We start from the raw sequence: 22024 nt of genomic DNA, 5'->3' as shown, positions 1-22024 counted from the left end.
GTTGTCCACCACACCCGGGGCCGGGCAGCGACACGGCTCGGTCCGCTTCTCTCCCCGGGACGTTCGGTCCGGTCGCGACGGTCCGGCTACCGTTGCCGGCGTGCCAGAGGGACACACCATCCACCGCCTGGCGGCCCGGCACGCCGAGCTCTTCGCCGGCGACAAGGTGCACGCCGTCAGCCCGCAGGGCCGCTTCGCCGACGGCGCGGCCCGGCTCACCGGCACCGTCCTGGACGGCACCGAGGCGTACGGCAAGCACCTGCTGCACCACTACGCCGGCGAGCTGACCCTGCACCTCCACCTCGGGCTGTACGGCAAGTTCGCCGACGGCCCCGGCGAGCCGCCGCCCCCCGTCGGTCAGGTGCGGCTGCGGCTGACCAGCGACCGGCACTGGCTCGACCTGCGCGGCCCCACCGCCTGCGAGCTGCTCACCCCGCCCGAGGTGGCGGCGCTGCGCGACCGGCTCGGCCCGGACCCGCTGCGCGCCGACGCCGACCCCGACCGGGCGTACGCCCGGATCTCTCGCAGCCCGACGCCCCTAGCGGCGCTGCTGCTCGACCAGTCGGTGGTGGCCGGCACCGGGTTGATCTTCGTGGCCGAGGCGCTGTTCCGGGCCGGGCTGCCACCCACCCTGCCCGGCCGGGAGCTGACCCCGGCCGGCTGGCGGGAACTCTGGGCCGACCTGGTCGCGCTGATGACCCTCGCCGTCGAGCGGGGCCGGATCGACACCGTGCGCGACGCCCACCTGCCCGAGGCGACGGGTCGCGCCGCCCGCGTCGATCGGCACGGCGGCGAGGTGTACGTCTACCGCCGCCCCGGCGCGCCCTGCCACATCTGCGGCACCGAGGTCAGCCGGGGCGAGCTGGCCGGCCGCAACCTCTACTGGTGCGCCACCTGCCAGGCCCGCTGACCCCCGCCCGGTCCGGCGCGGCGCTCACTCGTCGCCGAGCAGCCAGCGGACCACCTCGACCTGGTGGGGGAAGACCTGGCCCTCGCCGATGCTCCAGGCCAGGGTGTGCACGATCGCCCAGCCGCGGACCCGCTCCCGATCGAGCCCCAGCTCGGCGCTGAGCCGGCCCAGCCGGTGGCGCACCGCCGCGGGGGAGCGGCCCAGCTCGGCGCCGCGCACCATCGGCATCGGCGCGAACTCACGCTCGCCGACCAGCGGCTTCGGGTCGATCACCAGCCACGGCTCCCGGCTGGCCCACAGCACGTTGCCGGCGTGCAGGTCCTGGTTGACCAGCACCTGCTCGCCCTGGCTCGGCACCAGGTCGGCGAGCAGCCCGAGCGCGGCGTCGAGCAGCCGCTGCTCGTACGGCCGGTTGGCCCGCTCCCAGTTGACCGGCATCCGCTCGGCCCAGCCGGCCGCCTCCTCGGCGAGCGTGGTGAACGGCGGGCCGGCCGGCACCTGAAGCCGGGGCAGCAGCTCCACCACCGCGTCGAGCGCCCGATCGGGCGGGAGCTGGTGCAGCGGGGTGCCGGGCACGCACCGCTCGACCAGCAACGCCCGGCGCTCCGCGTCGTGGGCCAGCAGCCGGATCGCGCCCCGGCCGGCCCAGTGCGCCAGGGCGGTCGCCTCGTGCACGCTGTCGTCGTCGGGGTACTGCAACTTCAGCACCGCCGGGGTGCCGTCCGGCAGCTCCGCCGGCATAGCCAGCGACGCGAAGGCGTACGGGAAGGGCGGCCCGACCCGCAGCTCCCACCGCCGCACGCATTCGGCCAGCCGGTCCGGCAGCGTCGCCAGCCACTCCCGGCCGGCCGGCACCCGCTCGGTCCAGCGCAACCCCTCGGGGATCTCCAGCTCCACGGCCATCCGACCATCCTGGACCTTCCCGGCCCGCCGCGTACAACCGGTTCTGGCCGGATGCGTCTGGAGCACGGGGTCGGCGGAGGGCCCGCCCGGCCACCGACCGTGCCGGTCAGCGGAGCCGGCGGATGTCGCCGTACGCCCGGTAGAAGCCGCCGCGGCCGGACTCCCGGACCTCGGTGACCAGGTAGCGCGCGCCCGGCTCGCGGATGCCCTTCGGGAACTGCACCGACCAGTCGCGCCGGTACCCGGAGGAGAGCACCTGGATGCGCAGCCGGCCGCCGTCCTCGACACACTGCACCACCACGCCGTCGCGGTCGTCGGTGGTCACCTCGACGGTCGTCCAGGCCGCCGGCTCGGGCAGCCGGGCCGGTGCCTTGACGTCCACCACCTCGGGCACGCTGCCCGCCTCGGCCGCCCGGATCGCCGGCTCGCTGGCGTCGACGCAGGCCAGGTAGCCGCCGGTGGTCACCACGTAGAGGCGCTCGTCGTGGTACTGCATCGAGTACGCCGAGCCACAGCCGGTGCCGAGCTTCCACAGCCGGTTGCCGGCGGCGTCGAAGCAGTAGATCGAGGACTGGCTGTCGCCGGCGAAGACGTACCGGCCGCCCTCGGCGGTGGCGCAGGAGAAGACCGGGGCGTCGCAGCGGTACGCCCGCCCGGTGCGCCCGTCCTTGCGCAGCCGCACCACCTCCCGGGTGCCGGTGCCGGCGAAGACCGCGTCCCGTTCCTGCCAGCCGAAGAGGACCGACCCGGTCCGGGTGTGCCACAGCTCCCGCCCGGTCCGCCAGTCGTAGCCGGTCACTCCCTGCGAGTGGCCGTGGTAGAGCGCGTCGGCGTCGCAGCGGACCATCCAGGCGGCCCGGCCGCGCCCCGCCCGCCGCCACAGGAACTCGTCCTCGTGGTCGATCGCGGCGATCCCGCCATCGGCATCGGAGACACCCAGCACCCCGTCGTGGATGTCCAGCCAGTAGATGTCGATCTCGGGGGCGATCGCGTACGCCGCCCGGGGCACCTTGCCGGACAGGTCGTACACGTTGCCGTCGTCGCAGCCGGCGTAGATCCAGGCGTCGTCGGCGACGATGCACTTCACCCCGTCGGGGAGCCGGACCTGGTTCAGCACCCGGGCGTCGTGGCCGAGCGTGGTGATCACGCCGTGCTCGTTGCCCACCATGCAGCTCTGCCCGTCGATGAAGATGCCGAACGCGGGCGCGCCCGAGTCGTACCGCCAGAGGACCGGGGCGGTGCGCGCGGTGGAGCGGGTGCTGACGATCTGCCGGCGGGACACCGACCGCTTCTGCCGGACACCGGGCACCGCCGGGGCGTACCCCTTGCGGATCTTCTCGCCGATCTTCTTCGCGGCGGCGGCGCGGGCGCGCGCGTTGTCCGGGAAGGTGCTGGTCTTGACCTGGCCCTGGTCGCCGATCCGGCCGTAGCGCACGGTCAGTGCGGTGTCCGCCACCACGACCTCGTAGAACTTGTGCGTACTACCGTCCACTTCGGACAGTTCGAGGTAGGTCGTCTCCTGCGACATGGGGATGCCTCCGAGGGGATCGGCGCCGGAACCGGCACTGCGACAGCGCGCACACGCTAACCGCGCCCTCCGACAAAGAACTTCGGGTACGTTTCTTGTCGCCCTGGCGACAAACGCACCCGAAAGTCGAGAGGAAGGGTCAGCGCTCGGCGCCGGCGAGGGCGTCGACGGCCTTGCGGGCCGCGATCAGCACCGGGTCCCAGACCGGCGCGTACGGCGGGGCGTAGCCCAGGTCCAGCGCCGTCATGGCGTCCACCGTCATGCCGTTCCAGAGCGCCACGGCCAGCGTGTCGATCCGTTTGGCCGCCTCGGACCAGCCGACGATCTGCGCCCCGAGGAGCCGGCCGCTGGGCCGCTCGGCGATCAGCTTGACGGCCATCTTCCGGGCGCCCGGGTAGTAGCCGGCCCGGTTCGTCGACTCGGCCACCACCGAGACGAACTCGAAGCCGGCCGTTTCGGCGTCCCGTTCCCGCAGGCCGGTACGCCCCACCTCCAGGTCGCAGACCTTGGTCACCGCCGTGCCGATCACGCCCGGGAAGGTGGCGTACCCGCCGCCGATGTTGATGCCGGCCACCCGGCCCTGCTTGTTGGCGTGGGTGCCGAGCGCGATGTGCACCGGCATCCCGCTGACGCGGTGCAGGGTCTCCACGCAGTCCCCGGCGGCCCAGACGCCGGGCACCCCGGGCACCCGCATCCGCCGGTCCGTGCGGATCCCGCCGGTCGGTCCGACCGGCAGGCCGGCGGACTCCGCCAGGGCCGTGTTCGGGCGTACGCCGAGACCCAGGACCACGACGTCGGCCGGCATCGGCCCCTCGGCGGTGACCACGGCGGTGATCCGGCCGTCCCGCTCCTCCAGCCCGGTGACCGTCAGGCCGGTACGGATGTGGATGCCGATGCCGCGCATCGCGTCGGCGACCAGCTCGGCCATGTCGCCGTCCACGGTGGACATCGGCTGGTCGGCCTGTTCGACCAGGTCGACGGTGAGGCCCCGCTGGATCAGCGCCTCGGCCATCTCGACGCCGATGTAGCCGCCGCCGATCACCACCGCCCGCCGGGGCCGGGGCTCCCGTTCCAGCCAGTCGAGCAGCGCCGCACCGTCGTCGAGGGTCTGCACGCCGAACACCCCGGCGGCGTCGGTCCGCGCCCACGCGGGCTTCACCGGGACCGCGCCGGCGGCGTACATCAGGGTGTCGAAGCCTTCGCGGACCTCCCCGCCGCCCGCCAGGTCCCGGGCGATCACCTCGCGCCGCTCCAGGTCGATGGCGGTCACCTCGTGCCGGAGCCGAATGTCGATGTCGAAGGACTCCCGGAAGGTGACCGGGTCGCGGGCGATGAGCTGGTCGCGGTCGGGCACCACCCCGCTGATCCAGTAGGGGATGCCGCAGGCGGAGTAGGAGGTGAAGTGCCCCCGCTCGAAGGCGACGATCGACAGGTCGTCGCGGTTGCGGCGACGCCGGGCCTGGGACGCGGCGGCCATCCCGGCCGCGTCCCCGCCGACGACGATCAGCCGTTCCGCCACGACGACCATCCTGTCACGCGGAGATCGCCCGCGGGGCCGACCCGCGCGCCCCGGTCCGGGCCGCGCCGGTCAGCCACGGGTCTGCCGGGCCAGGTCCTCGACCACGTCGACCATCCGGCCGGTACGGGCGAAGACGGCGCGCTGCCGGGCGGCTCCGCTGCCGTGCCGGCGCAGCCCGCCCAGCAGGTCAGTCACCTGGTCGAGGTCGCCGTGTCGCGCCAGGTCCGGTCGGACCCGGTCGACCAGCTTCTCCAGCAGCTCCCACGTCGGCCGCAGCTCGCCGTCGGTCAGGTCGACGCCCTCGCCCTCCAGCCCGTCGTGCGCGGCCCGCCAGTGCGCGGCGACGAGCAGGTGGTGGTCGGTCCGGAGGGCCGCCCGGCCGGCAGCGATGTCCGTCATCGCGGTCGCCACCAGGGCCCGGACCAGGGCGGCGACCAGTACCGCGTCGTCCACCGAGGGGCAGACGTCGCCGATCCGGATCTCCACCGTCGGGTACTTCGCCGACAGCCGGGCGTACCAGTAGAGCATCCCCTCGTCGAGCATCACCCCGCTGGCGATGAGCTGCCGGATCAGCCGCTGGTAGTGCTCGTGGGACGCCAGGAAGGGGCTGGGCGCCACCGACGGCCAGCGTTCCCACTCCACCGACCGCCAGCTCGCGTAGCCGGTGTCCTCGCCCTTGGCGAACGGGGAGTTGGTGGTCACCGCGTGCAGGATCGGCAGCCAGGGGCGGACGTGGTTGAGCACCTGCACGCCGGTGTCCGGGTCGGGGATGCCGACGTGCACGTGCATGCCGTTGTTGCCCGGGCCGGGCACGAGCAGCCGGAACCGCTCGATCATCCGGTCGAAGCGGGGCTTGTCGACGACCGGCGGCACCGGGCCGTCCACCGGGCCGGTGCCGATGGCGAGCACCCGTACGCCGGCCCGCTCGGCGGCGTCGGCCAGCGCGGCGCGCAGCACCCCGAGCGAGTGCCGGATCGACGAGAGTTCCAGCCCGGGCGGGCTGCCGATCTCGATCTGGCTGGTCTGGAACTCCCGCTGGACCTGGCCGCGCAGCTCGGCCGGCACCTGGTCCATGACCAGGTCGACGGCCGGTACGGCGGCGCCGGTGTGCGGGTCGACGAGCAGGAACTCCTCCTCGACGCCGACGGTGAACAGGTCGGTGCCGCCCGCGGCGGTGTTCCGTTCCCGCTCCGCGACTGACCCGCTCATCGCGCTCACCGTCCGTTCCGCGCCGACCGCGGCGCCGTGCCGCGTCGTCCACGGCCCATTACCCACCGTGTCGGCGCGGGAAAACGGCTGGCCGGCGTGTCGGTCGGGGGACGCGACCAGGACGCCCACCTGGGGGGCCGGGCGCCCCCAGGTCGGCGACCCGGAGCGGACCATCCCCAGCCGGCGCCGCGATTGCCGCCGTCGGCCGTGACACCGGGTCCTAGGCTGGTCGGCGTGCCGGGGTTGCTGATGGCGGTGGCGGGGACGTGGGCGTACGCCCTCGCCCAGCTCACCGTGCTGGCCGACCGCCCGGTCGAGCTGCTCGCCGGCGCGGCGGTCGCCGCCGCGCTGCTGCTGGCCACGCTGCTCGCCCTCCGGTCGCGGGCGCTGCCGGGGGCGCCCCGGTCCGGCCGGCTCGCCACCGCGCTGCGGGCCCGGGCCCGCGGTCGTCGCGTGCCCCGGCAGGTCGACCCGGACGCGGCCGGTCGATCACGACCGCGCGCCCCCGGCCCGCGCCCCTCGGCCGCGTAGCACTGCGTCGCCGCGCGGCCGATTCCGTCGTCATCCGTCCCGCCGGGACGCGTCGTCCCGCCGGGACCTCCGGAATCGGACCGAGGGGTCACCCATGCTCGCCTTCGCACCACTGCACGCCGCGGCCACCGTCGCCGCCTCCGTCGTCACCTGGCTCGCCGGCACGCTCGACCCGCTGACCGGCGGCGCGGCCACGGCCGCCGCGATCGTCCTGTTCACCATCGGCGTCCGCCTGCTCATCTCGCCGCTCACCCTGGCGCAGGTCCGCGGGGAGCGGCGCCGCGCGGCGCTCGCCCCCGAGGTCCGTGACCTCCAGCGCCGGTACGCCGACGACCCCGCCAAGCTGCAGAGCGAGTTGTTCGCGCTGTACCGGCGGGCCGGCGCCAGCCCGGTCGCCGGCTGCCTCCCGGCGCTGCTCCAGGCGCCGTTCTTCCTGGTCATGTACCGCCTCTTCGCCACCGGCGACGGCGGCGCCAGGCTGCTCGACGAGCGGCTGGCCGGGGTGCCGCTGGGCTGGCACCTCGGCGACGGGCTCACCGGGCCGGTGGTCGCGGTCTTCGGGGTGCTGCTGGTGGCGCTGCTCGTCCTGGCCTGGTACTCGTCGCGGCGGGCCCGCCGGGCGGCCGCGGCCACCGGCACCGTCGCCGGCACGCCGACCGAGGGGCCGGGCGCGGCGACGCTGGGCCGGCTGCTGCCGCTGCTGCCGTACGCCACGGTGCTGGTGGCGTTGGTGGTGCCGCTGGCGGCCGTGCTCTACCTGGTCACCACCACCGGCTGGACCGCGCTGGAGCAGGTGACGCTGCGTCGGCCGCAGCCGGCAGACATCGACGGACGTTGACAAGTGCCCGTCGGGCGCGCAGAAAACGCCTCAGAGAGCGCTCTCTGTTCCCCCGTCCCCGCAGAGAGGCACCTCGATGAGTCCTGTCCCGGCGGCGTCCGCCGCCCCGTCCACCCTGCGCCGCTCAGGCCGCCGGCTCGCGCTGGCCGCGGCCGTGCTCGCCACCACCACCGCCCTGGTCGTCGCCTCGATGACCGCGCACGCCGCCGTGCCGCCGCCCGCAGCCGGCTGGAACCTGGTCTGGAGCGACGACTTCACCGGCGCGGCCGGCGCCCTGCCGTCCTCGGCCAACTGGATCATCGACACCGGCACCAGCTACCCGGGCGGCCCGGCCAACTGGGGCACCGGCGAGATCCAGACCTACACCGCCAGCACCGCCAACCTCGCCCAGGACGGCGCCGGCAACCTGCGGATCACCCCGCTGCGCGACGCCGCCGGCCGGTGGACCTCGGCCCGGATCGAGACGGTCCGGGCCGACTTCAAGCCGCCGGCCGGGGGAGTGCTCGCCCTGGAGGGGCGGATCCAGATGCCGAATGTGACGGGCACCCAGGCGGCCGGCTACTGGCCCGCCTTCTGGGCGCTCGGCTCGCCGTACCGGGGCAACTACCAGAACTGGCCGGGCATCGGCGAGTTCGACGTGATGGAGAACGTCAACGGGCTGAACCAGGTCTGGGGCGCGCTGCACTGCGGGTACGCCCCGGGCGGCCCGTGCAACGAGTTCAACGGCCTGGGCGTCACCCGGGCCTGTCCCGGCAGCACCTGTCAGTCCGCGTTCCACGCCTACCGCTTCGAGTGGGACGCCTCGGTCAGCCCGCAGCAGCTGCGCTGGTACGTCGACGGCCAGCTCTTCCATACCGTCAGCCAGAGCCAGGTCGGCGACCCGTACTGGGGTCAGATGACCAGCCATGCCGGCTACTTCCTGCTGCTCAACGTGGCGATGGGCGGCTCGTTCCCGAACGGCGTCGCCGGCGCCACCACGCCGACCGCGGCGACCGTCTCCGGCCGGCCGATGCTGGTCGACTACGTGGCGGTCTACCGCCGGGGTGGCACCAGTCCGTCGCCGAGCCCGACCACGTCCACGCCGCCGCCGGGCGGGACGGTGGACGCGTACGGCACGATCCAGGCGGAGGCGTTCACCGTCCAGAACGGGGTGATCGTCGAGGCCTGCGCCGAGGGTGGGCAGGACATCGGCTACCTGCGCAACGGCGACTGGGCCCGGTACGACAACGTGGACTTCGGGGCCACCGGGCCGCGTGACTTCCTGGCCCGGGTCGCCTCCGGGGCGGCGGGCGGGGTGAGCGGCCTGGTGGAGGTCCGGCTGGACAGCCCGACCGCCGCGCCGATCGGCAGCTTCGCCGTCGGCAACACCGGCGGCTGGCAGAGCTGGATCTCGGTGCCGGGCAACGTCTCGGCGGTGACCGGTCGGCACAGCGTCTACCTCACCTTCACCAGCGGCCAGCCGGCCGACTTCGTCAACGTCAACTGGTTCACCTTCCGCCGCTGAGGCGTCGGCCGGGGTCCCCTCCCGTCGCTTCCGGCCCGGGAGGGGGCCCTCTCCACGCCCTCTGGACAGAAACAGTTAACAGTCTTAATAATAGCCTGACGTTGACGTCCATGGATGCCCGTGTGGGTGTGGAGGGTCGCATGAAACGGTCCGGATCCCTTGTCCTGTCGGTGGTTGCCGCGCTGGCGGCCACCCTCGGCGCGGCGGCGGCGGCGCTGCCCGCGTACGCCGCCGGCCCGACCGCCAGCTTCGGGAAGACCGCCGACTGGGGCACCGGCTGGGAGGGGAAGTACACGATCACCAACGGCGGCGCCAGCACCATCTCCGGGTGGACCGTCTCCTTCGACCTGCCGGCCGGGACCACCGTCGGCACCTACTGGGACGCCCTGCTCACCACCACCGGCCAGCGGTCCACCTTCACCAACCGGTCCTGGAACGGCAGCATCGCCCCCGGCGCCTCGGTCTCCTTCGGCTTCCTCGCCAGCGGACCGGGCACTCCGACCAACTGCCAGCTCAACGGCGCCCCCTGCGGCGGGGGGACCACGCCGACCAGCGCCCCGCCGAGCACCACCCCGCCCACCACGCCACCGCCGACCACCACCCCGCCGCCGTCGACCGGGCTGCCGAAGCACCTGCTCACCGGCTACTGGCACAACTTCGACAACCCGGCGGTAGAGCTGCGGCTGCGGGACGTCCCCGCCGAGTACGACGTTGTGGCCGTCGCCTTCGGCGAGGCCACCGCCACGCCCGGCGCGGTCGCCTTCGCCGTCGATCCCGGCCTCGCCGCGGCCCTCGGCGGCTACCCCGACGCCGACTTCACCGCCGACGTCCGCACCCTGCACGGGCAGGGCCGCAAGGTGATCCTCTCCATCGGCGGCGAGGCCGGCCGGGTCGCGGTCAACGACGCCGCCTCCGCCACCGCCTTCGCGGACACCACCTACGCGCTGATCCAGCGGTACGGCTTCGACGGCGTCGACATCGACCTGGAGAACGGCCTCAATCCGACGTTCATGGCGCAGGCGCTGCGCGCGCTGCGGGCGAAGGTCGGCGCCGGGCTGATCATCACGATGGCGCCGCAGACCATCGACATGCAGTCCCCGGCCGGCGGCTACTTCAAGCTCGCCCTCGACATCCGGGACATCCTCACCGTCGTCAACACCCAGTTCTACAACTCCGGGGCGATGCTCGGCTGTGACCAGAATGCCGCGTACAGCCAGGGCACGGTGAACTTCATCGTCGCGCTGGCCTGCATCCAGTTGGAGAACGGGCTCCGCCCCGACCAGGTCGGCCTCGGCCTGCCCGCCGGGCCGGGCGCGGCCGGCGGCGGCATCGTCGCCCCGAGCGTGGTCAACGCCGCCCTCGACTGCCTGGCCACCGGCACCAACTGCGGCAGCTTCCGCCCGCCGCGCACCTACCCGGGCATCCGCGGCGCGATGACCTGGTCGGTCAACTGGGACGTCAGCAACGGCACCACCTTCGCCCGCACGGTCAAGCCGCACCTGACCACCCTGCCCTGACCCCGGGCCCCCACCACGACCGCCGGTCCGCCCGGGCCGGCACCCCCCACCACCTCAGGTCCCGGGAGGACACCGTGAAACTCCGCCCCACCCGCGTGGCGACGTTCGCCGCCGCCTTCGCCGCCGCCCTGGTCGCGGCCACCGTCATGGCCGCGCCACCGGCCTCCGCCGCCACCGCCGCCTTCGTCCGCACCTCCAGCTGGAGCAGCGGGTACGAGGCCAAGTTCACCGTCACCAACAACAGCTCGGCGAGCATCTCCTCGTGGAACGTCCAGTTCGACCTGCCCGCCGGCAGCGCCGTCGGCTCGTTCTGGGACGCCCTGCTGACCACCTCCGGCCAGCACGTCACCGCGGTCAACCAGTCCTGGAACGGCGCCCTCGCCCCGGGCGCCAGCACCACCTTCGGCTTCATCGTCAGCGGCACCGGCGACCCGACCAACTGCACGGTCAACGGCGGCTCCTGCACCGGCGGGGGAGGGGGCAACCCGTCCGCCCCGGCCACCCCGGGCGGGCTGCGGGTCACCGGCACCACCAGCTCCTCGGTCTCGCTGGCCTGGAACGCCGTCTCCGGCACGGTCACCGGCTACCGGGTGTACGAGGGCACGGCGGTGAAGGCCACCGTCACCGGCACCTCCGCGACCGCCTCCGGGCTGGCCGCCTGCACGGCGCACAGCTACACGGTGGCCGCGTACAACGCCAGCGGCGAGTCGGCGAAGTCGGCGGCGGTGTCGGCCAGCACGACCGGCTGCACCGGCGGCGGGAGCGGCGCGATGGCCGCCGCGCCCTACCTCTACCCGGGCTGGGGCGACCCGCCCGCGCCGTCGACCCTGCTGGGCGCGACCGGGATCAAGTGGTTCACCATCGCGTTCGTCCTCTCCGGCGGCGGCTGCACGCCGGCCTGGGACGGCTTCGGCCCGCTCACCGGCGGCGCGCACGCCAGCACCATCGCCGCGATCCGGGCGGCCGGCGGCGACGTGATCCCGTCCTTCGGCGGGTGGAGCGGCAACAAGCTCGGCCCGAACTGCTCCTCGGCGAGCGCCCTCGCCGGGGCGTACCAGCAGGTGATCAACGCGTACGGGCTGAAGGCCATCGACATCGACATCGAGAACAGCGACGAGTTCGAGAACGAGGTGGTGCAGGACCGGATCCTCGGCGCCCTGAAGATCGTCAAGCAGAACAACCCGGGGATCAAGACGATCGTCACCTTCGGCACCACGACCTCCGGGCCGTCCTGGTGGGGCACCCGGCTGATCAACCAGGCCGCCGCGCTCGGCGCCGACATCGACACCTTCACGATCATGCCGTTCGACTTCGGCGGCGGGACGAACATGTACCAGAGCACGGTGAACGCCGCCGAGGGGCTGAAGAACGCGTTGAAGAACGCCTTCGGCTGGTCCGACGCCACCACGTACACGCACATGGGCATCTCCGGCATGAACGGCCTCTCCGACCAGCAGGAGCTGACCTCCCCGGCCACCTGGACCCAGATCCGCGACTGGGCGAGGGCCCGGGGGTTGTCCCGGTTCACCTTCTGGTCGGTCAACCGCGACCGGCCCTGCCCGGGCGGGGGCGTGGTCTCCAACTGCTCCGGCATCGCCCAGAACACCTGGGAGTTCACCTCGATCACCGCGCAGTACTGACCAGGCGCGGGTCACCGCGCAGTACTGAACGCGTCGTCGCGGTCAGCGACCGGCGGTCACCGACTGCCGGTCGCGCCGCGCGCGCCGCTTCCGGATCTTCTTCGCCGACCAGCTCACGATCATGATGCCGAAGACCAGGAAGATCGCGTAGTTGAACCAGCTGCTGTACCGGTCCACCTGCTGCCACCGGGAGCCGAGGGCGAAGCCGAGCCCGACGATCAGCGCGTTCCACACCCCGCTGCCGAGCGTGGTGAGCAGGACGAACTCGCCCAGCGGCAGCCGGTTCGCGCCGGCCGGGATCGAGACCAGGCTGCGGACCACCGGGACCAGCCGACCGATCAGCACCGCCCACCTGCCGTGCCGCTCGAACCAGCGGTCGGCCTTCTCCAGGTCGTCCCGGTCGACCAGCGGGAGGTGGTCCAGCCAGCGCTTCAGCCGCTCCTCGCCGAGCGCGGCGCCGAGCCAGTAGAGCACCAGCGCGCCGAGCAGCGAGCCGGCCGTGGCGGCGAGCACGATCAGCACGACGTTGAACCGGCCCTCGGCGGAGAGGTAGCCCGCCATCGCCAGCACGATCTCGCTCGGGATCGGCGGGATGATGCTCTCCAGCGCCACCAGGAAGGCCACGCCGAGCGCCCCGAGCGAGTCGATGACGGTCGCCACCCACCCGGTCAGCCCGCTGAACTGGTTCGGGTCGACGTTCTGGGCGAGAGCCATGGGCGTCCTTCCGGCGGGGGATCGGACAGTGGTACCCCGGCCGTCGGCGGTCACACCTGCCGGTGATCCGCCCCACTGATCATCCGATCAGTCCTCGGGGTGCAGCGCGGCGTCGGCCGGCCCGCGCCGCCAGCCGGTGAACCGGACGGTCAGCCCCGCCTTGCTCGGCGCGCAGCAGAACGGCCCGGCCATTGCCGCCGCCTCCGGCCGGAGCGGGGCGAGCCGGACCAGCCGCCACGGCTCGTCGTCGACCCGCGCCCGCACGGTCAGCGCGTCACCGGAGCGGCTGACCCGGACGGTGACCTCCCGCCCGGTCCACTCCGGCACCGGGGCCAGCGACCAGTCCGACAGCTCCCGGGTCACCACCGCGCCGAGCTGCGGCAGCCCGTCGCTCAGCTCCACCCCGGTCTTGACCCAGTTCCGCTCGTCGACGTGGACCAGCACGCCGGCCTGGTCGAACTGCGCGGTGTAGTCGAGCAGGAAGCTCACCTCGACCGCGCTCCCGCCGGGCAGCGGGGCGAGCAGCGCCGGGCCGTTGTCGTGCACGAAGCCGTAGCTGGTGTGCCGCCACATGTCGGTCTCCGGGCCGGGCTCCACCAGCAGGTGCCCCTCGGCGGTCCGCTCGACCCGTACCGGCGGGTGCAGCCACCGGCCGTCGTCCCAGTCCATGTCGCGCGGGGCCACCTCATGATCAGCCATGGCGGCACCGTACCCCGGCGGGAGCCGGCGGCGACGTACCGTCGGGCGGTGCCGCGGGTTTGCCGGGACGGGCGACCGGAGAAGTTAACCGGGCATGGGTGACAGGTGGTACCAGGAGGCGGTCGTCTACTGCCTCGACATCGACACGTACGCGGACTCCGACGGCGACGGGGTCGGTGACATCCGTGGCCTCATCGGCCGGCTGGACTACCTGGCCAGGCTGGGGGTGACCTGTCTGTGGCTGAACCCGATCCACCCGTCGCCCAACAAGGACGACGGCTACGACGCCACCGACTTCTACAACGTCGATCCGCGCTTCGGCACCCTGGGTGACTTCGCGGAGCTGCTGCACCAGGCGCAGAACCGGGGCATCCGGGTGATCATCGACCTGGTGGTCAACCACACCTCGGACGAGCACCCGTGGTTCCAGTCCGCCCGGTCCTCGCCCGACTCGCCGTACCGGGACTGGTACGTCTGGGCCGACCACGAGCCCGACGACCGCTTCCAGGGCATGGTCTTCCCCGGCGAGCAGCACGATACGTGGAGCTACGACCGGACCGCCAAGGCCTGGTACTACCACCGGTTCTACAAGTTCCAGCCGGACCTCAACATCAAAAATCCGAAGGTGCGCGAGGAGATCAAGAAGATCACCTCGTTCTGGCTCCAGCTCGGGGTCGCCGGCTTCCGGATGGACGCGGTGCCGTTCATCATCGAGCAGACCGAGCCGGACAACCCCAACTCCCCGAAGGACTTCGACTTCCTCACCGAGCTGCGCCAGCACGTGCAGTGGCGCCGCGCCGACGCCGTTCTGCTGGCCGAGGCGAACGTCGAGCCGGACCAGCTGCCGGTCTACTTCGGTGACGGGAGCGGATCGGGCAACCGGATCCACATGCTCTTCGACTTCATGCTCAACGGCCGGCTGATGCTCGCCCTGGCCCGGGAGGACCCGGAGACGATCATCGACGCGCTGCGGGACACCCCGAAGCTGCCCGCCGGCGGCCAGTGGGCGACCTTCCTGCGCAACCACGACGAGATCGACCTGTCCCGGCTCACCACGGAGCAGCGCAACGACGTGCTGGCGAAGTTCGGCCCGGACGAGGAGATGCAGCTCTACGGCCGGGGCATCCGGCGTCGGCTCGCGCCGATGCTCGGCAATGACCGGCGGCACATCGAGCTGGCCTACGCCCTCCAGTTCTCGCTGCGCGGCACGCCGGTGCTGCGCTACGGCGAGGAGATCGGCATGGGCGAGGACCTGTCGTTGAAGGGGCGCGACGCGATCCGTACCCCCATGCAGTGGTCGTACCAGCCCAATGGCGGCTTCTCAAAGGCGGAGCCGGAGAAGCTGGTCCGGCCGGTGATCGACACGGGCGAGTTCAGCTACGAGAAGGTCAACGTGACCGCCCAGCGCAAGGACCCCCGGTCGTTGCTCGGCTGGTTCGAGCGGATGATCCGGACGCTGCGGGAGGCGCCGGAGATCGGCTCCGGCTCGACCATCCACATCGACGTGCCGATGCCGGCCGGGGTGCTCGCCCACCGGGCCGACGGCCCGACCGGCACGATGGTCTTCCTGCACAACCTCGGCAGCGAGGACGTCGAGGTCGACCTGAGCACGTTGCAGCCGGAGGCGGACATGCCGATCGACGTGCTCTCCGACCGGGGCTACGACGAGGTGGGCAAGCTCGACCGGCTCAAGCTCGCCGGGCACGGCTACCGCTGGATCCGGCTCTGCCGCAGCTGGTCGGTCTGACCGTCCGACGTGCCGGCCCGGCGCCGCTCGTCGGCGGCGGGCCGGTCCGCGTACCCCTGGGTTAAGCTCCTTCGATCGAGCCACAAGTTACCGGGAGGTAATCATGTCGGAGGAGCCCCGCGTCGCCATCGTGACCGGAGCCGCGCGCGGCATCGGCGCCGCCACCGCCCGCCGGCTGGCCGCCGACGGGATGGCCGTCGCCGTCGTCGACATCGACGAGTCGACCACCAAGGAGACGGTGGACGCGATCGTCGCCGCGGGCGGCCGGGCGCTCGGCGTGGGCGCCGACGTGTCCGACCGGGCCCAGGTCGAGGCGGCCGTCGAGCGGGTCGCCGCCGAGCTGGGCGCGCCGACCGTGCTGGTCAACAACGCCGGCGTGCTCCGCGACAACCTGCTGTTCAAGATGACCGACGCCGACTGGGACACGGTCATGGGCGTGCACCTGCGCGGCGCGTTCCTGTTCAGCCAGGCGGTCCAGAAGCACATGGTGGAGCGGAAGTGGGGCCGGATCGTCAACCTCTCCAGCACCTCCGCGCTGGGCAACCGCGGGCAGGCGAACTACTCGGCCGCCAAGGCCGGGCTGCAGGGCTTCACCAAGACCCTCGCCATCGAGCTGGGCCCGTTCGGCGTCACGGTGAACGCGGTCGCGCCGGGCTTCATCGTCACCGACATGACCGCCGCCACCGCCGCCCGGATGAAGGTGGACTTCGAGGCGCTGCAGCAGCACGCCGCCGCCGAGATCCCGGTCCGCCGCACCGGCCGGCCGGAGGACGTTGCGCATACCATCTCGTTCCTGGCCAGCGAGGGCGCGTCCTTCGTCTCCGGCCAGGTCATCTACGTGGCCGGCGGCCCCAAGGACTGACCGCCCGCACCGCGTCCCGCCCGGCTCGGGCGGGACGCGTCAGCGGGTGGTGTCGCGGGTGCGCCAGAGCCAGAAGAGGCCGAGGACCGGCAGGACCAGCGGGATGTAGCCGTAGCCGCTGCCGAACCCGGACCAGACCGTCTCGTCGGGGAAGAGCGCCCGGTCGGCCAGGCTGAGGATGCCGACCGCGACGACCCCGACCAGCTCCACCGAGCAGCAGGCCAGCGCGACCCGACGGCCGGCGTGCCCGGCCCGGGCCAGCCCGACCGCGGCCACGATGTAGATCACCGCGGCCAGCGCGGAGAGCAGGTACGCCACCGGCGCCTCGTCGAACTTGGTGGCGATCTGCAGCCCGGCGCGGGAGGTCGCGGCGATGGCGAAGAGCAGGTAGACCGCGATCAGCAGCCGCCCCGGCCCCTTGTTGGTGGCGCGTTCGGGCGCGGGCGGCCGGGCGTCGCCGTCCGGACGTACCCCGACGGGCTCAGCCACCGAGCACCTCCCAGGTCTGGCCGAGCCGGACCACCACGACCGGCGTCACCAGGCAGATCGCGCAGACGATCGCCGAGCCCCAACGGGTCGGCTCCATCCGGGCCAGCACCCAGGCCAGCGGCGGCAGGCAGACCAGCGTCACCAGGTAGCCGAAGAACGCGCCAGGCTCGCCCGGCCGTTCCCCGCCGCCGAGCGCGACCAGCGCCGCCACGGTCAGCGCCAGCAGCGCGACCTCCAGCGCGGCCAGGCCCACGAACTGCACCCGGTCCGGCGGCCGGTGGCGCAGCGTGGCCACCAGCGCCCAGACCGCGAGTACGAGCGACAGCACGATCGCCGCCGTCGCGAGGAGCCCGTCCACCGGCGAGCCGGCCGGGGCCGCGCTGGTCATCGACGGCATCCCGTCGGAGTCCCGTTCACCGGCACAGCCTACTAAGTCGCGTAGTACTGCCCGCCGGCCGGCTCTCCGTCGGGTCGCATGCGTGCCGCCCACCGGACCGACTAGCGTGGATCACGGCCACGGGTCGCCGTGGCGGACGACGGAAGCGGGAGTACCTCGTGCTGCGGTTCGGCTTGTTCGGCACCGGTCACTGGGCGGCGGAGACGCACGCCGCGGCCATCGACGCGCACCCGCGCGCCGAACTCACCGGGGTCTGGGGTCGGGACCGGGAGAAGGCCGCGGCGCTGGCCGGGCGGCACGGCGTACCGGTCTTCGACGACGTCGACGCGCTCATCGAGGCGTGCGACGCGATCGCCGTGGCGCTGCCGCCGGACGTGCAGGCCGACATCGCCGTCCGGGCCGCCTCCGCCGGCCGGCACCTGCTGCTGGACAAGCCGCTGGCGCTCAGCCTCGCCGACGCCGACCGGGTGGTCGCCGCGGCCGACGCGTCCGGCGTGGCCTCGGTGGTCTTCTTCACCCAGCGGTACCACCCGAACGTCACCGGCTTCCTCGCCGCCACCGCCGCGGCTGGCGGCTGGCAGCACGCCCGGGCCACCATGTTCGCCTCCATCTACCAGCCGGGGAACCCGTACGGGAACTCGCAGTGGCGGCGGGACCGGGGCGCGCTCTGGGACATCGGCCCGCACGCGCTCTCCCTCATCCTGCCGGTGCTCGGCCGGGTCAGCCGGGTGGCCGCGATGGACGGTCCGAGCGGCCTGGTGCACCTGCTGCTCACCCACGACGGCGGGGCGACGAGCACGATGTCGCTCACCCTGGACTCCCCGCCGGAGGCGGTGACCCGGGACTTCGTCTTCTTCGGCGAGAACGGCACGGAGACGGTGCCGCCCGGCGACGGCAGCGTGCTGGCCGCGTTCGGCACGGCGATCGACCAGCTCCTGGAGGAGATCGACGCGGGCACCCGGGACCACCGCTGCGACGTCCGCTTCGGCCGCGAGGTGGTCGCGGTGCTGGACGCCGCCGAGACGGCCCGCGCCGAGGGGCGCACCGTCACCATTCCCGGCTGACCGCGGTTCCCGCCGGGCCGCCGGACCCCCGGGCCGAGGCGGACGCGGTGCAGCCGGAGCAGCGCCGCCCCCCGTGTCCGGACGGCGCCACCGGCTGGCACACGGTCAGCGTCACGGTGGGCTGACCCGCCCGCCTCAGGCGAGGGTGCTCAGCGCCTCGCCCAGCTCGGCGGGGGAGTCGAACTGCTCCGCGGGCAGCGCCCGCAGCATCTGCAACATCTCGGTGCTGGCCCCGTTCTCCTGGCCCCAGCGGACCAGGTCCTCGCGGGAGACCGGGTAGTCGAGCCCGGCCAGAAACTCCTGCAACTGCACCCCGGTGACGGTCATGCCGGCCGGCTACCCGCTCCGCCCGCCGCCATGCCCGCCGGCGCCGTACCCGCCGCCCTGCCGTGATGCCGGTCTCGGTCGGCCGCTGGCGCGGACCGGGTGCCGGTTTGCCCGCGCGGGACCCGGGTAGCCGCGGGCATGCTGGTACAGCGGCTCGGCGCGCCGAGCGATTTCGACCCGTTGCTGGAGCGTGTCCGGGACGCCCGGATCGTGATGATCGGCGAGGCGACGCACGGCAGCTACGACTACTACCGGCTGCGGGAACAGTTGACCCGGCGGCTCATCGCCGAGGAGGGCTTCGACTTCGTGGCGGTGGAGGGGGACTGGCCGGACTGCGACCGGGTGCACCGCTCGGTGGTCGGCGCCCCGGGCGGGCTGGCTGACCCGCAGACCGCCCTGGAGCGCTTCGAACGCTGGCCCACCTGGATGTGGGCCAACGCTGAGGTGGCCCGCTACTGCCGTTGGCTGCGGGCCTGGAACCTGGAGCGGGCGGAGGGCGAACGGGCCGGCTTCCACGGGCTGGACGTGTACAGCCTCTGGGAGTCGATGCAGGCGATCTTCGACTATCTGGGCGAGGAGGACCCAACCTCGCTGGAGGCGGCGCAGGAGGCGTACCGCTGCTTCGAGCCGTACGGCAAGCGGGTCGAGGAGTACGGCATGGCCAGCCGGTTCGTCTCCGCCCGCTGCGAGGAGGAGGTGGTACGGCTGCTGGCGCGTACCCGGGAACAGGCCGCCGCGGACGGCCCGGGCTGCTTCGCGGCCTGGCAGAACGCGGAGGTGGTGGCCGGCGCGGAGCGCTACTACCGGGCGATGATCGCCGGTGGCCCGGAGTCGTGGAACGTCCGGGACACCCACATGGCGGACACGCTGGACCGGTTGCTGGACCTGTACGGCCCGGACGCCCGGGGGATCGTCTGGGCGCACAACACCCATGTCGGGGACGCCCGGGCCACCGACATGGCCGCCGACGGGATGATCAACATCGGTCAGCTCGCCCGGGAACGGCACGGCCGGGAGGCGGTGGCGCTGGTCGGGTTCGGCAGCTACCGGGGGAACGTGATCGCGGCGCCGCGCTGGGGCTCGCCGGCCGAGGTGATGGTGGTGCCGCCGGCCCGGGAGGGCTCGGTCGAGCGGCGGCTGCACGAGCTGATGCCGGAGCGCGCGGTGGTGGTCTTCGGCGGCCCCGACCAGCCCGAGTGGGTCACCGGTCCGGCCGACCACCGGGCCATCGGGGTGGTCTACGACCCGACCTTCGAGTCCTGGGGCAACTACGTCCCGACCCGGCTGGCCGACCGCTACGACGGCTTCATCTGGTGTGACGAGGCCACCGCCCTCCACCCCCTCCCCGCCCTGACGGCGCCCGGCGAGATGGAGACCTACCCGGCCGGCGTCTGACCGGCCGGGCAGGTCACCCGGTCACACCCTGGCGGGCTCGGAGTCGGCGAGGTGGGTGCGGAGGCCTTCGCCCTCGATGTCGACGTTGGGGACGACGCGGTCGAGCCAGCGGGGGAGCCACCAGGCCTTCGTGTTGAGCAGGGACATCACCGCGGGGACGATGGTCATCCGGACCACGAAGGCGTCGATGGCGACGCCGATCGCGAGCGCGAAGCCCATCGACTTGATCACCGGGTCGTCGAGGAAGATGAAGCCGCTGAAGACCGAGATCATGATCAGCGCGGCGGCGGTGACCACCCGGGCGCCGTGCCCCATCCCGTTGATGGTGGCCTGGCGGGCGGTGTCACCGTGCACGAAGTCCTCCCGCATCCGGGAGACGAGGAAGACCTCGTAGTCCATGGCCAGGCCGAACAGGATGCCGATGAGCAGGATCGGGAGGAAGCTGATCAGCGGCCCCGGGGTGTCCAGGCCGACCAGGTCGGCCAGGTGCCCCTGCTGGAACACCGCGACGGTGATGCCGAACGTCGCCGCCACGGTGAGCAGGAAGCCCAGCGCCGCCTTGACCGGCACGAGGATCGAGCGGAACACCAGCATCAGCAGCAGGATGGAGAGCCCGACCACCAGCAGCAGGTAGACCGGGAGCGCGTCGGAGAGCTTCTCGGACACGTCGATGCCGATCGCGGTGACGCCGGTGAGCAGCACGTCGGCCTGGTCGATGCCGGCGACCTGGCGGCGGATGTCGTGCACCAGCGTCTCGGTGGCCTCGTCGGTGGGGCCGGTCTTCGGGATCACCCCGAGCAGCGCGGTCCGCCCGGTCGGGTCGAGCTGTGGCGGGGCTACCGCCAGCACCCCGTCGGTCCTCTGGATCAGCGCAGTGACCTGCGGGAGGGCTGCCTGGGTGGCCTGCGGGGAGTCGGCGGTGACGACCACCGCGAGCCGGCCGGTGAAGCCGGGGCCGAAGCCCTCGCGGATCAGGTCGTTGCTGACCCGGGCCGCGCTGCCCGCCGGCGCGTTGCCGGCGTCCGGCAGCGCGAGCCGCATGTCCTGGGCGGGCAGCGCGAGCAGCCCGAGGCCGAGCAGGCCGACCAGGATGACCGGGATCCGTAGCTTCGTCACCCAGTGCGCCCAGCGGAAGCCGAAGCCGGAGCGGTCCTCCGAGCCGGTGGCGGCGGACTCGACCGCCTCGCGCCCGCGTAGCCTGCGGGGGAGCACCCGGCGGCCGGCGAAGCCGAGCAGGGCCGGCGCCAGGGTGATCGCGACCAGCACGGCGACGGTCACCGTGCCGGCGGCGGCCAGACCCATCACGGTCAGGAACGGGATGTCCACCACGGCCAGGCCGGCGAGTGCGATGACCACGGTGGCGCCGGCGAAGACCACGGCGGAGCCGGCGGTGCCCACCGCGCGTCCGACCGCCTCCTCGGGGGAGAGGCCGTCGAGCAGGTTCTGCCGGTGCCGGGAGGTGATGAAGAGCGAGTAGTCGATGCCGACCGCGAGGCCGAGCATCAGGGCCAGGATCGGCGCGGTGCTGGTCAGCTCGACGGCGCCGCTGAGCGCGAAGAGGCCGGCCATGCCGACGCCCACGCCGATCAGCGCGTTCAGCATGGTCATCCCGGCCGCGACCAGCGAGCCGAAGGTGACGACCAGGACGATCGCGGCGACCAGCACGCCGAGCGCCTCGGTGGAGCCGACCTCCGGCTCGGAGTTCAGCACCTCACCGCCGGGGGCGATCTGCCACCCCTGCGCCTCGGCCTGCGCGCCGACCTTCTCGTACGCGGCGCGCTGCTCGTCGGTCACGTCGTCCGCGCGGCCGGAGAACTGCACCTGGATCAGCGCGTACCGGCCGTCCGGGGTGAGCGCCTTGACCTGGTACGGGTCGACCGCGCCGACCACCCCGGGCAGGCTGGCCGCCTCCTGGGTGACCTGCCTGACCACCCCCTGCCCCCCGGGGCTCATCAGCTGGCCGGCCCGGGGTGCCTTGACCGCGATGGTGCCGGTGGCCCCGCTGGCCGCCGGGAACCGGTCCGCGAGCAGGTCGATCGCGCGCTGGGATTCGGTGCCGGGCATGGTGAAGTTGCTCGCCGTCGGGCCCTTGAGGGTCGCCGCGGCGACGCCGAGCCCGACGAGTACGACGAGCCAGGCGACGCCGACGAGTCGCCGGTGGCGCAACGAGGCCCGGCCGAGCCGGTACAGCAGGGTGGCCATGAAGGTTCCTTGTCCTCGGCGGAACTGGA

At 73.3% G+C, this 22024-nt stretch carries 19 protein-coding genes and 1 pseudogene; 10 read left to right on the top strand and 10 right to left on the bottom strand.

Going from position 1 to position 22024, the window contains the following annotated elements; translation table 11 throughout:
* The first annotated feature begins 100 nt into the window (after window positions 1–100).
* Window positions 101–910, top strand: coding sequence for an Fpg/Nei family DNA glycosylase (locus tag EV384_RS33030; protein ID WP_130339600.1), 810 nt, complete (start codon window positions 101–103; stop codon window positions 908–910).
* Between the two features lie 24 nt (window positions 911–934).
* Here EV384_RS33030 and EV384_RS33025 read toward each other — a convergent pair whose 3' ends face one another.
* From EV384_RS33025 to EV384_RS33010, 4 genes are all read right to left on the bottom strand, one after another.
* The gene (locus EV384_RS33025) at window positions 935–1807 is read right to left on the bottom strand and encodes an aminoglycoside phosphotransferase family protein (protein WP_130340955.1); all 873 of its coding nucleotides are present in this window, start codon (window positions 1805–1807) and stop codon (window positions 935–937) included.
* 112 nt (window positions 1808–1919) lie between these two features.
* Window positions 1920–3341 carry a WGR domain-containing protein gene (locus EV384_RS33020; RefSeq protein WP_130339598.1) on the bottom strand — a complete coding sequence of 474 codons (1422 nt, stop codon included), beginning with the start codon at window positions 3339–3341 and terminating at the stop codon, window positions 1920–1922.
* 139 nt (window positions 3342–3480) lie between these two features.
* Window positions 3481–4860, bottom strand: a complete 1380-nt coding sequence (locus EV384_RS33015) for an FAD-dependent oxidoreductase (protein ID WP_130339596.1) — start codon at window positions 4858–4860, stop codon at window positions 3481–3483.
* A 69-nt stretch (window positions 4861–4929) separates the two neighbouring features.
* On the bottom strand, window positions 4930–6078 hold the full coding sequence (locus tag EV384_RS33010; protein ID WP_130339594.1) for a carboxylate-amine ligase: 1149 nt from the start codon (window positions 6076–6078) through the stop codon (window positions 4930–4932).
* Window positions 6079–6303: 225 nt separating this feature from the next.
* Between EV384_RS33010 and EV384_RS33005 the strand changes: the two genes are divergently transcribed.
* From EV384_RS33005 to EV384_RS32985, 5 genes are all read left to right on the top strand, one after another.
* Window positions 6304–6600: a DUF6412 domain-containing protein gene (locus tag EV384_RS33005; RefSeq protein ID WP_242624400.1), complete on the top strand. Its 297-nt coding sequence runs from the start codon at window positions 6304–6306 to the stop codon at window positions 6598–6600.
* Window positions 6601–6694: 94 nt separating this feature from the next.
* Window positions 6695–7438 carry a YidC/Oxa1 family membrane protein insertase gene (locus EV384_RS33000; RefSeq protein ID WP_130339592.1) on the top strand — a complete coding sequence of 248 codons (744 nt, stop codon included), beginning with the start codon at window positions 6695–6697 and terminating at the stop codon, window positions 7436–7438.
* Window positions 7439–7514: 76 nt separating this feature from the next.
* Window positions 7515–8942, top strand: a complete 1428-nt coding sequence (locus tag EV384_RS32995) for a carbohydrate-binding protein (RefSeq protein WP_130339590.1) — start codon at window positions 7515–7517, stop codon at window positions 8940–8942.
* 140 nt (window positions 8943–9082) lie between these two features.
* A complete protein-coding gene (locus tag EV384_RS32990; protein WP_130339588.1) occupies window positions 9083–10459 on the top strand; it encodes a chitinase in 1377 nt (458 codons plus the stop codon).
* A gap of 74 nt (window positions 10460–10533) precedes the next feature.
* Window positions 10534–12099, top strand: a complete 1566-nt coding sequence (locus tag EV384_RS32985; protein WP_130339586.1) for a cellulose binding domain-containing protein — start codon at window positions 10534–10536, stop codon at window positions 12097–12099.
* Between the two features lie 42 nt (window positions 12100–12141).
* Here EV384_RS32985 and EV384_RS32980 read toward each other — a convergent pair whose 3' ends face one another.
* Together EV384_RS32980 and EV384_RS32975 are read right to left on the bottom strand one after the other, a co-directional pair.
* On the bottom strand, window positions 12142–12813 hold the full coding sequence (locus EV384_RS32980) for a DedA family protein (protein ID WP_130339584.1): 672 nt from the start codon (window positions 12811–12813) through the stop codon (window positions 12142–12144).
* 87 nt (window positions 12814–12900) lie between these two features.
* Entirely contained in the window at window positions 12901–13512 is a 612-nt protein-coding gene (locus EV384_RS32975) for a DUF1349 domain-containing protein (protein ID WP_207232529.1), read from the bottom strand.
* Between the two features lie 94 nt (window positions 13513–13606).
* Between EV384_RS32975 and EV384_RS32970 the strand changes: the two genes are divergently transcribed.
* Both EV384_RS32970 and fabG read left to right on the top strand, forming a co-directional pair.
* On the top strand, window positions 13607–15259 hold the full coding sequence (locus tag EV384_RS32970; RefSeq protein ID WP_130339582.1) for an alpha-amylase family protein: 1653 nt from the start codon (window positions 13607–13609) through the stop codon (window positions 15257–15259).
* A 103-nt stretch (window positions 15260–15362) separates the two neighbouring features.
* The gene (gene fabG / locus EV384_RS32965) at window positions 15363–16121 is read left to right on the top strand and encodes a 3-oxoacyl-ACP reductase FabG (protein WP_130339580.1); all 759 of its coding nucleotides are present in this window, start codon (window positions 15363–15365) and stop codon (window positions 16119–16121) included.
* On the opposite strand, the pseudogene EV384_RS32960 reads toward fabG, so the two are convergent.
* Both EV384_RS32960 and EV384_RS32955 read right to left on the bottom strand, forming a co-directional pair.
* Window positions 16094–16526, bottom strand: a pseudogene (locus EV384_RS32960) (hypothetical protein). The gene fabG and the pseudogene EV384_RS32960 sit on opposite strands and share 28 nt — an antisense overlap.
* A gap of 76 nt (window positions 16527–16602) precedes the next feature.
* Window positions 16603–16998 carry a hypothetical protein gene (locus tag EV384_RS32955; protein WP_423202936.1) on the bottom strand — a complete coding sequence of 132 codons (396 nt, stop codon included), beginning with the start codon at window positions 16996–16998 and terminating at the stop codon, window positions 16603–16605.
* Between the two features lie 167 nt (window positions 16999–17165).
* Here EV384_RS32955 and EV384_RS32950 point away from each other — a divergent pair, with 167 nt between their 5' ends.
* Window positions 17166–18071 (top strand): Gfo/Idh/MocA family protein, encoded by a 906-nt coding sequence (locus EV384_RS32950; protein WP_207232528.1) that lies wholly within the window; start codon window positions 17166–17168, stop codon window positions 18069–18071.
* A 135-nt stretch (window positions 18072–18206) separates the two neighbouring features.
* On the opposite strand, the gene EV384_RS32945 is transcribed toward EV384_RS32950, so the two are convergent.
* Window positions 18207–18398 (bottom strand): DUF2795 domain-containing protein, encoded by a 192-nt coding sequence (locus EV384_RS32945; protein ID WP_130339576.1) that lies wholly within the window; start codon window positions 18396–18398, stop codon window positions 18207–18209.
* A gap of 138 nt (window positions 18399–18536) precedes the next feature.
* On the opposite strand from EV384_RS32945, the gene EV384_RS32940 reads away from it, so the two are divergent.
* Window positions 18537–19793 (top strand): erythromycin esterase family protein, encoded by a 1257-nt coding sequence (locus tag EV384_RS32940; protein ID WP_130339574.1) that lies wholly within the window; start codon window positions 18537–18539, stop codon window positions 19791–19793.
* Between the two features lie 21 nt (window positions 19794–19814).
* On the opposite strand, the gene EV384_RS32935 is transcribed toward EV384_RS32940, so the two are convergent.
* Complete coding sequence (locus tag EV384_RS32935; RefSeq protein ID WP_130339572.1) at window positions 19815–21995, bottom strand: MMPL family transporter; 2181 nt, start codon at window positions 21993–21995, stop codon at window positions 19815–19817.
* Window positions 21996–22024: the final 29 nt, after the last annotated feature.

Source organism: Micromonospora kangleipakensis, from assembly GCF_004217615.1.
GTDB classification, from domain to species: Bacteria; Actinomycetota; Actinomycetes; order Mycobacteriales; family Micromonosporaceae; genus Micromonospora; species Micromonospora kangleipakensis.
The sequence above is the reverse complement of the archived record's forward strand: the minus strand, read 5'-3'. Positions and strand labels throughout refer to the sequence as shown.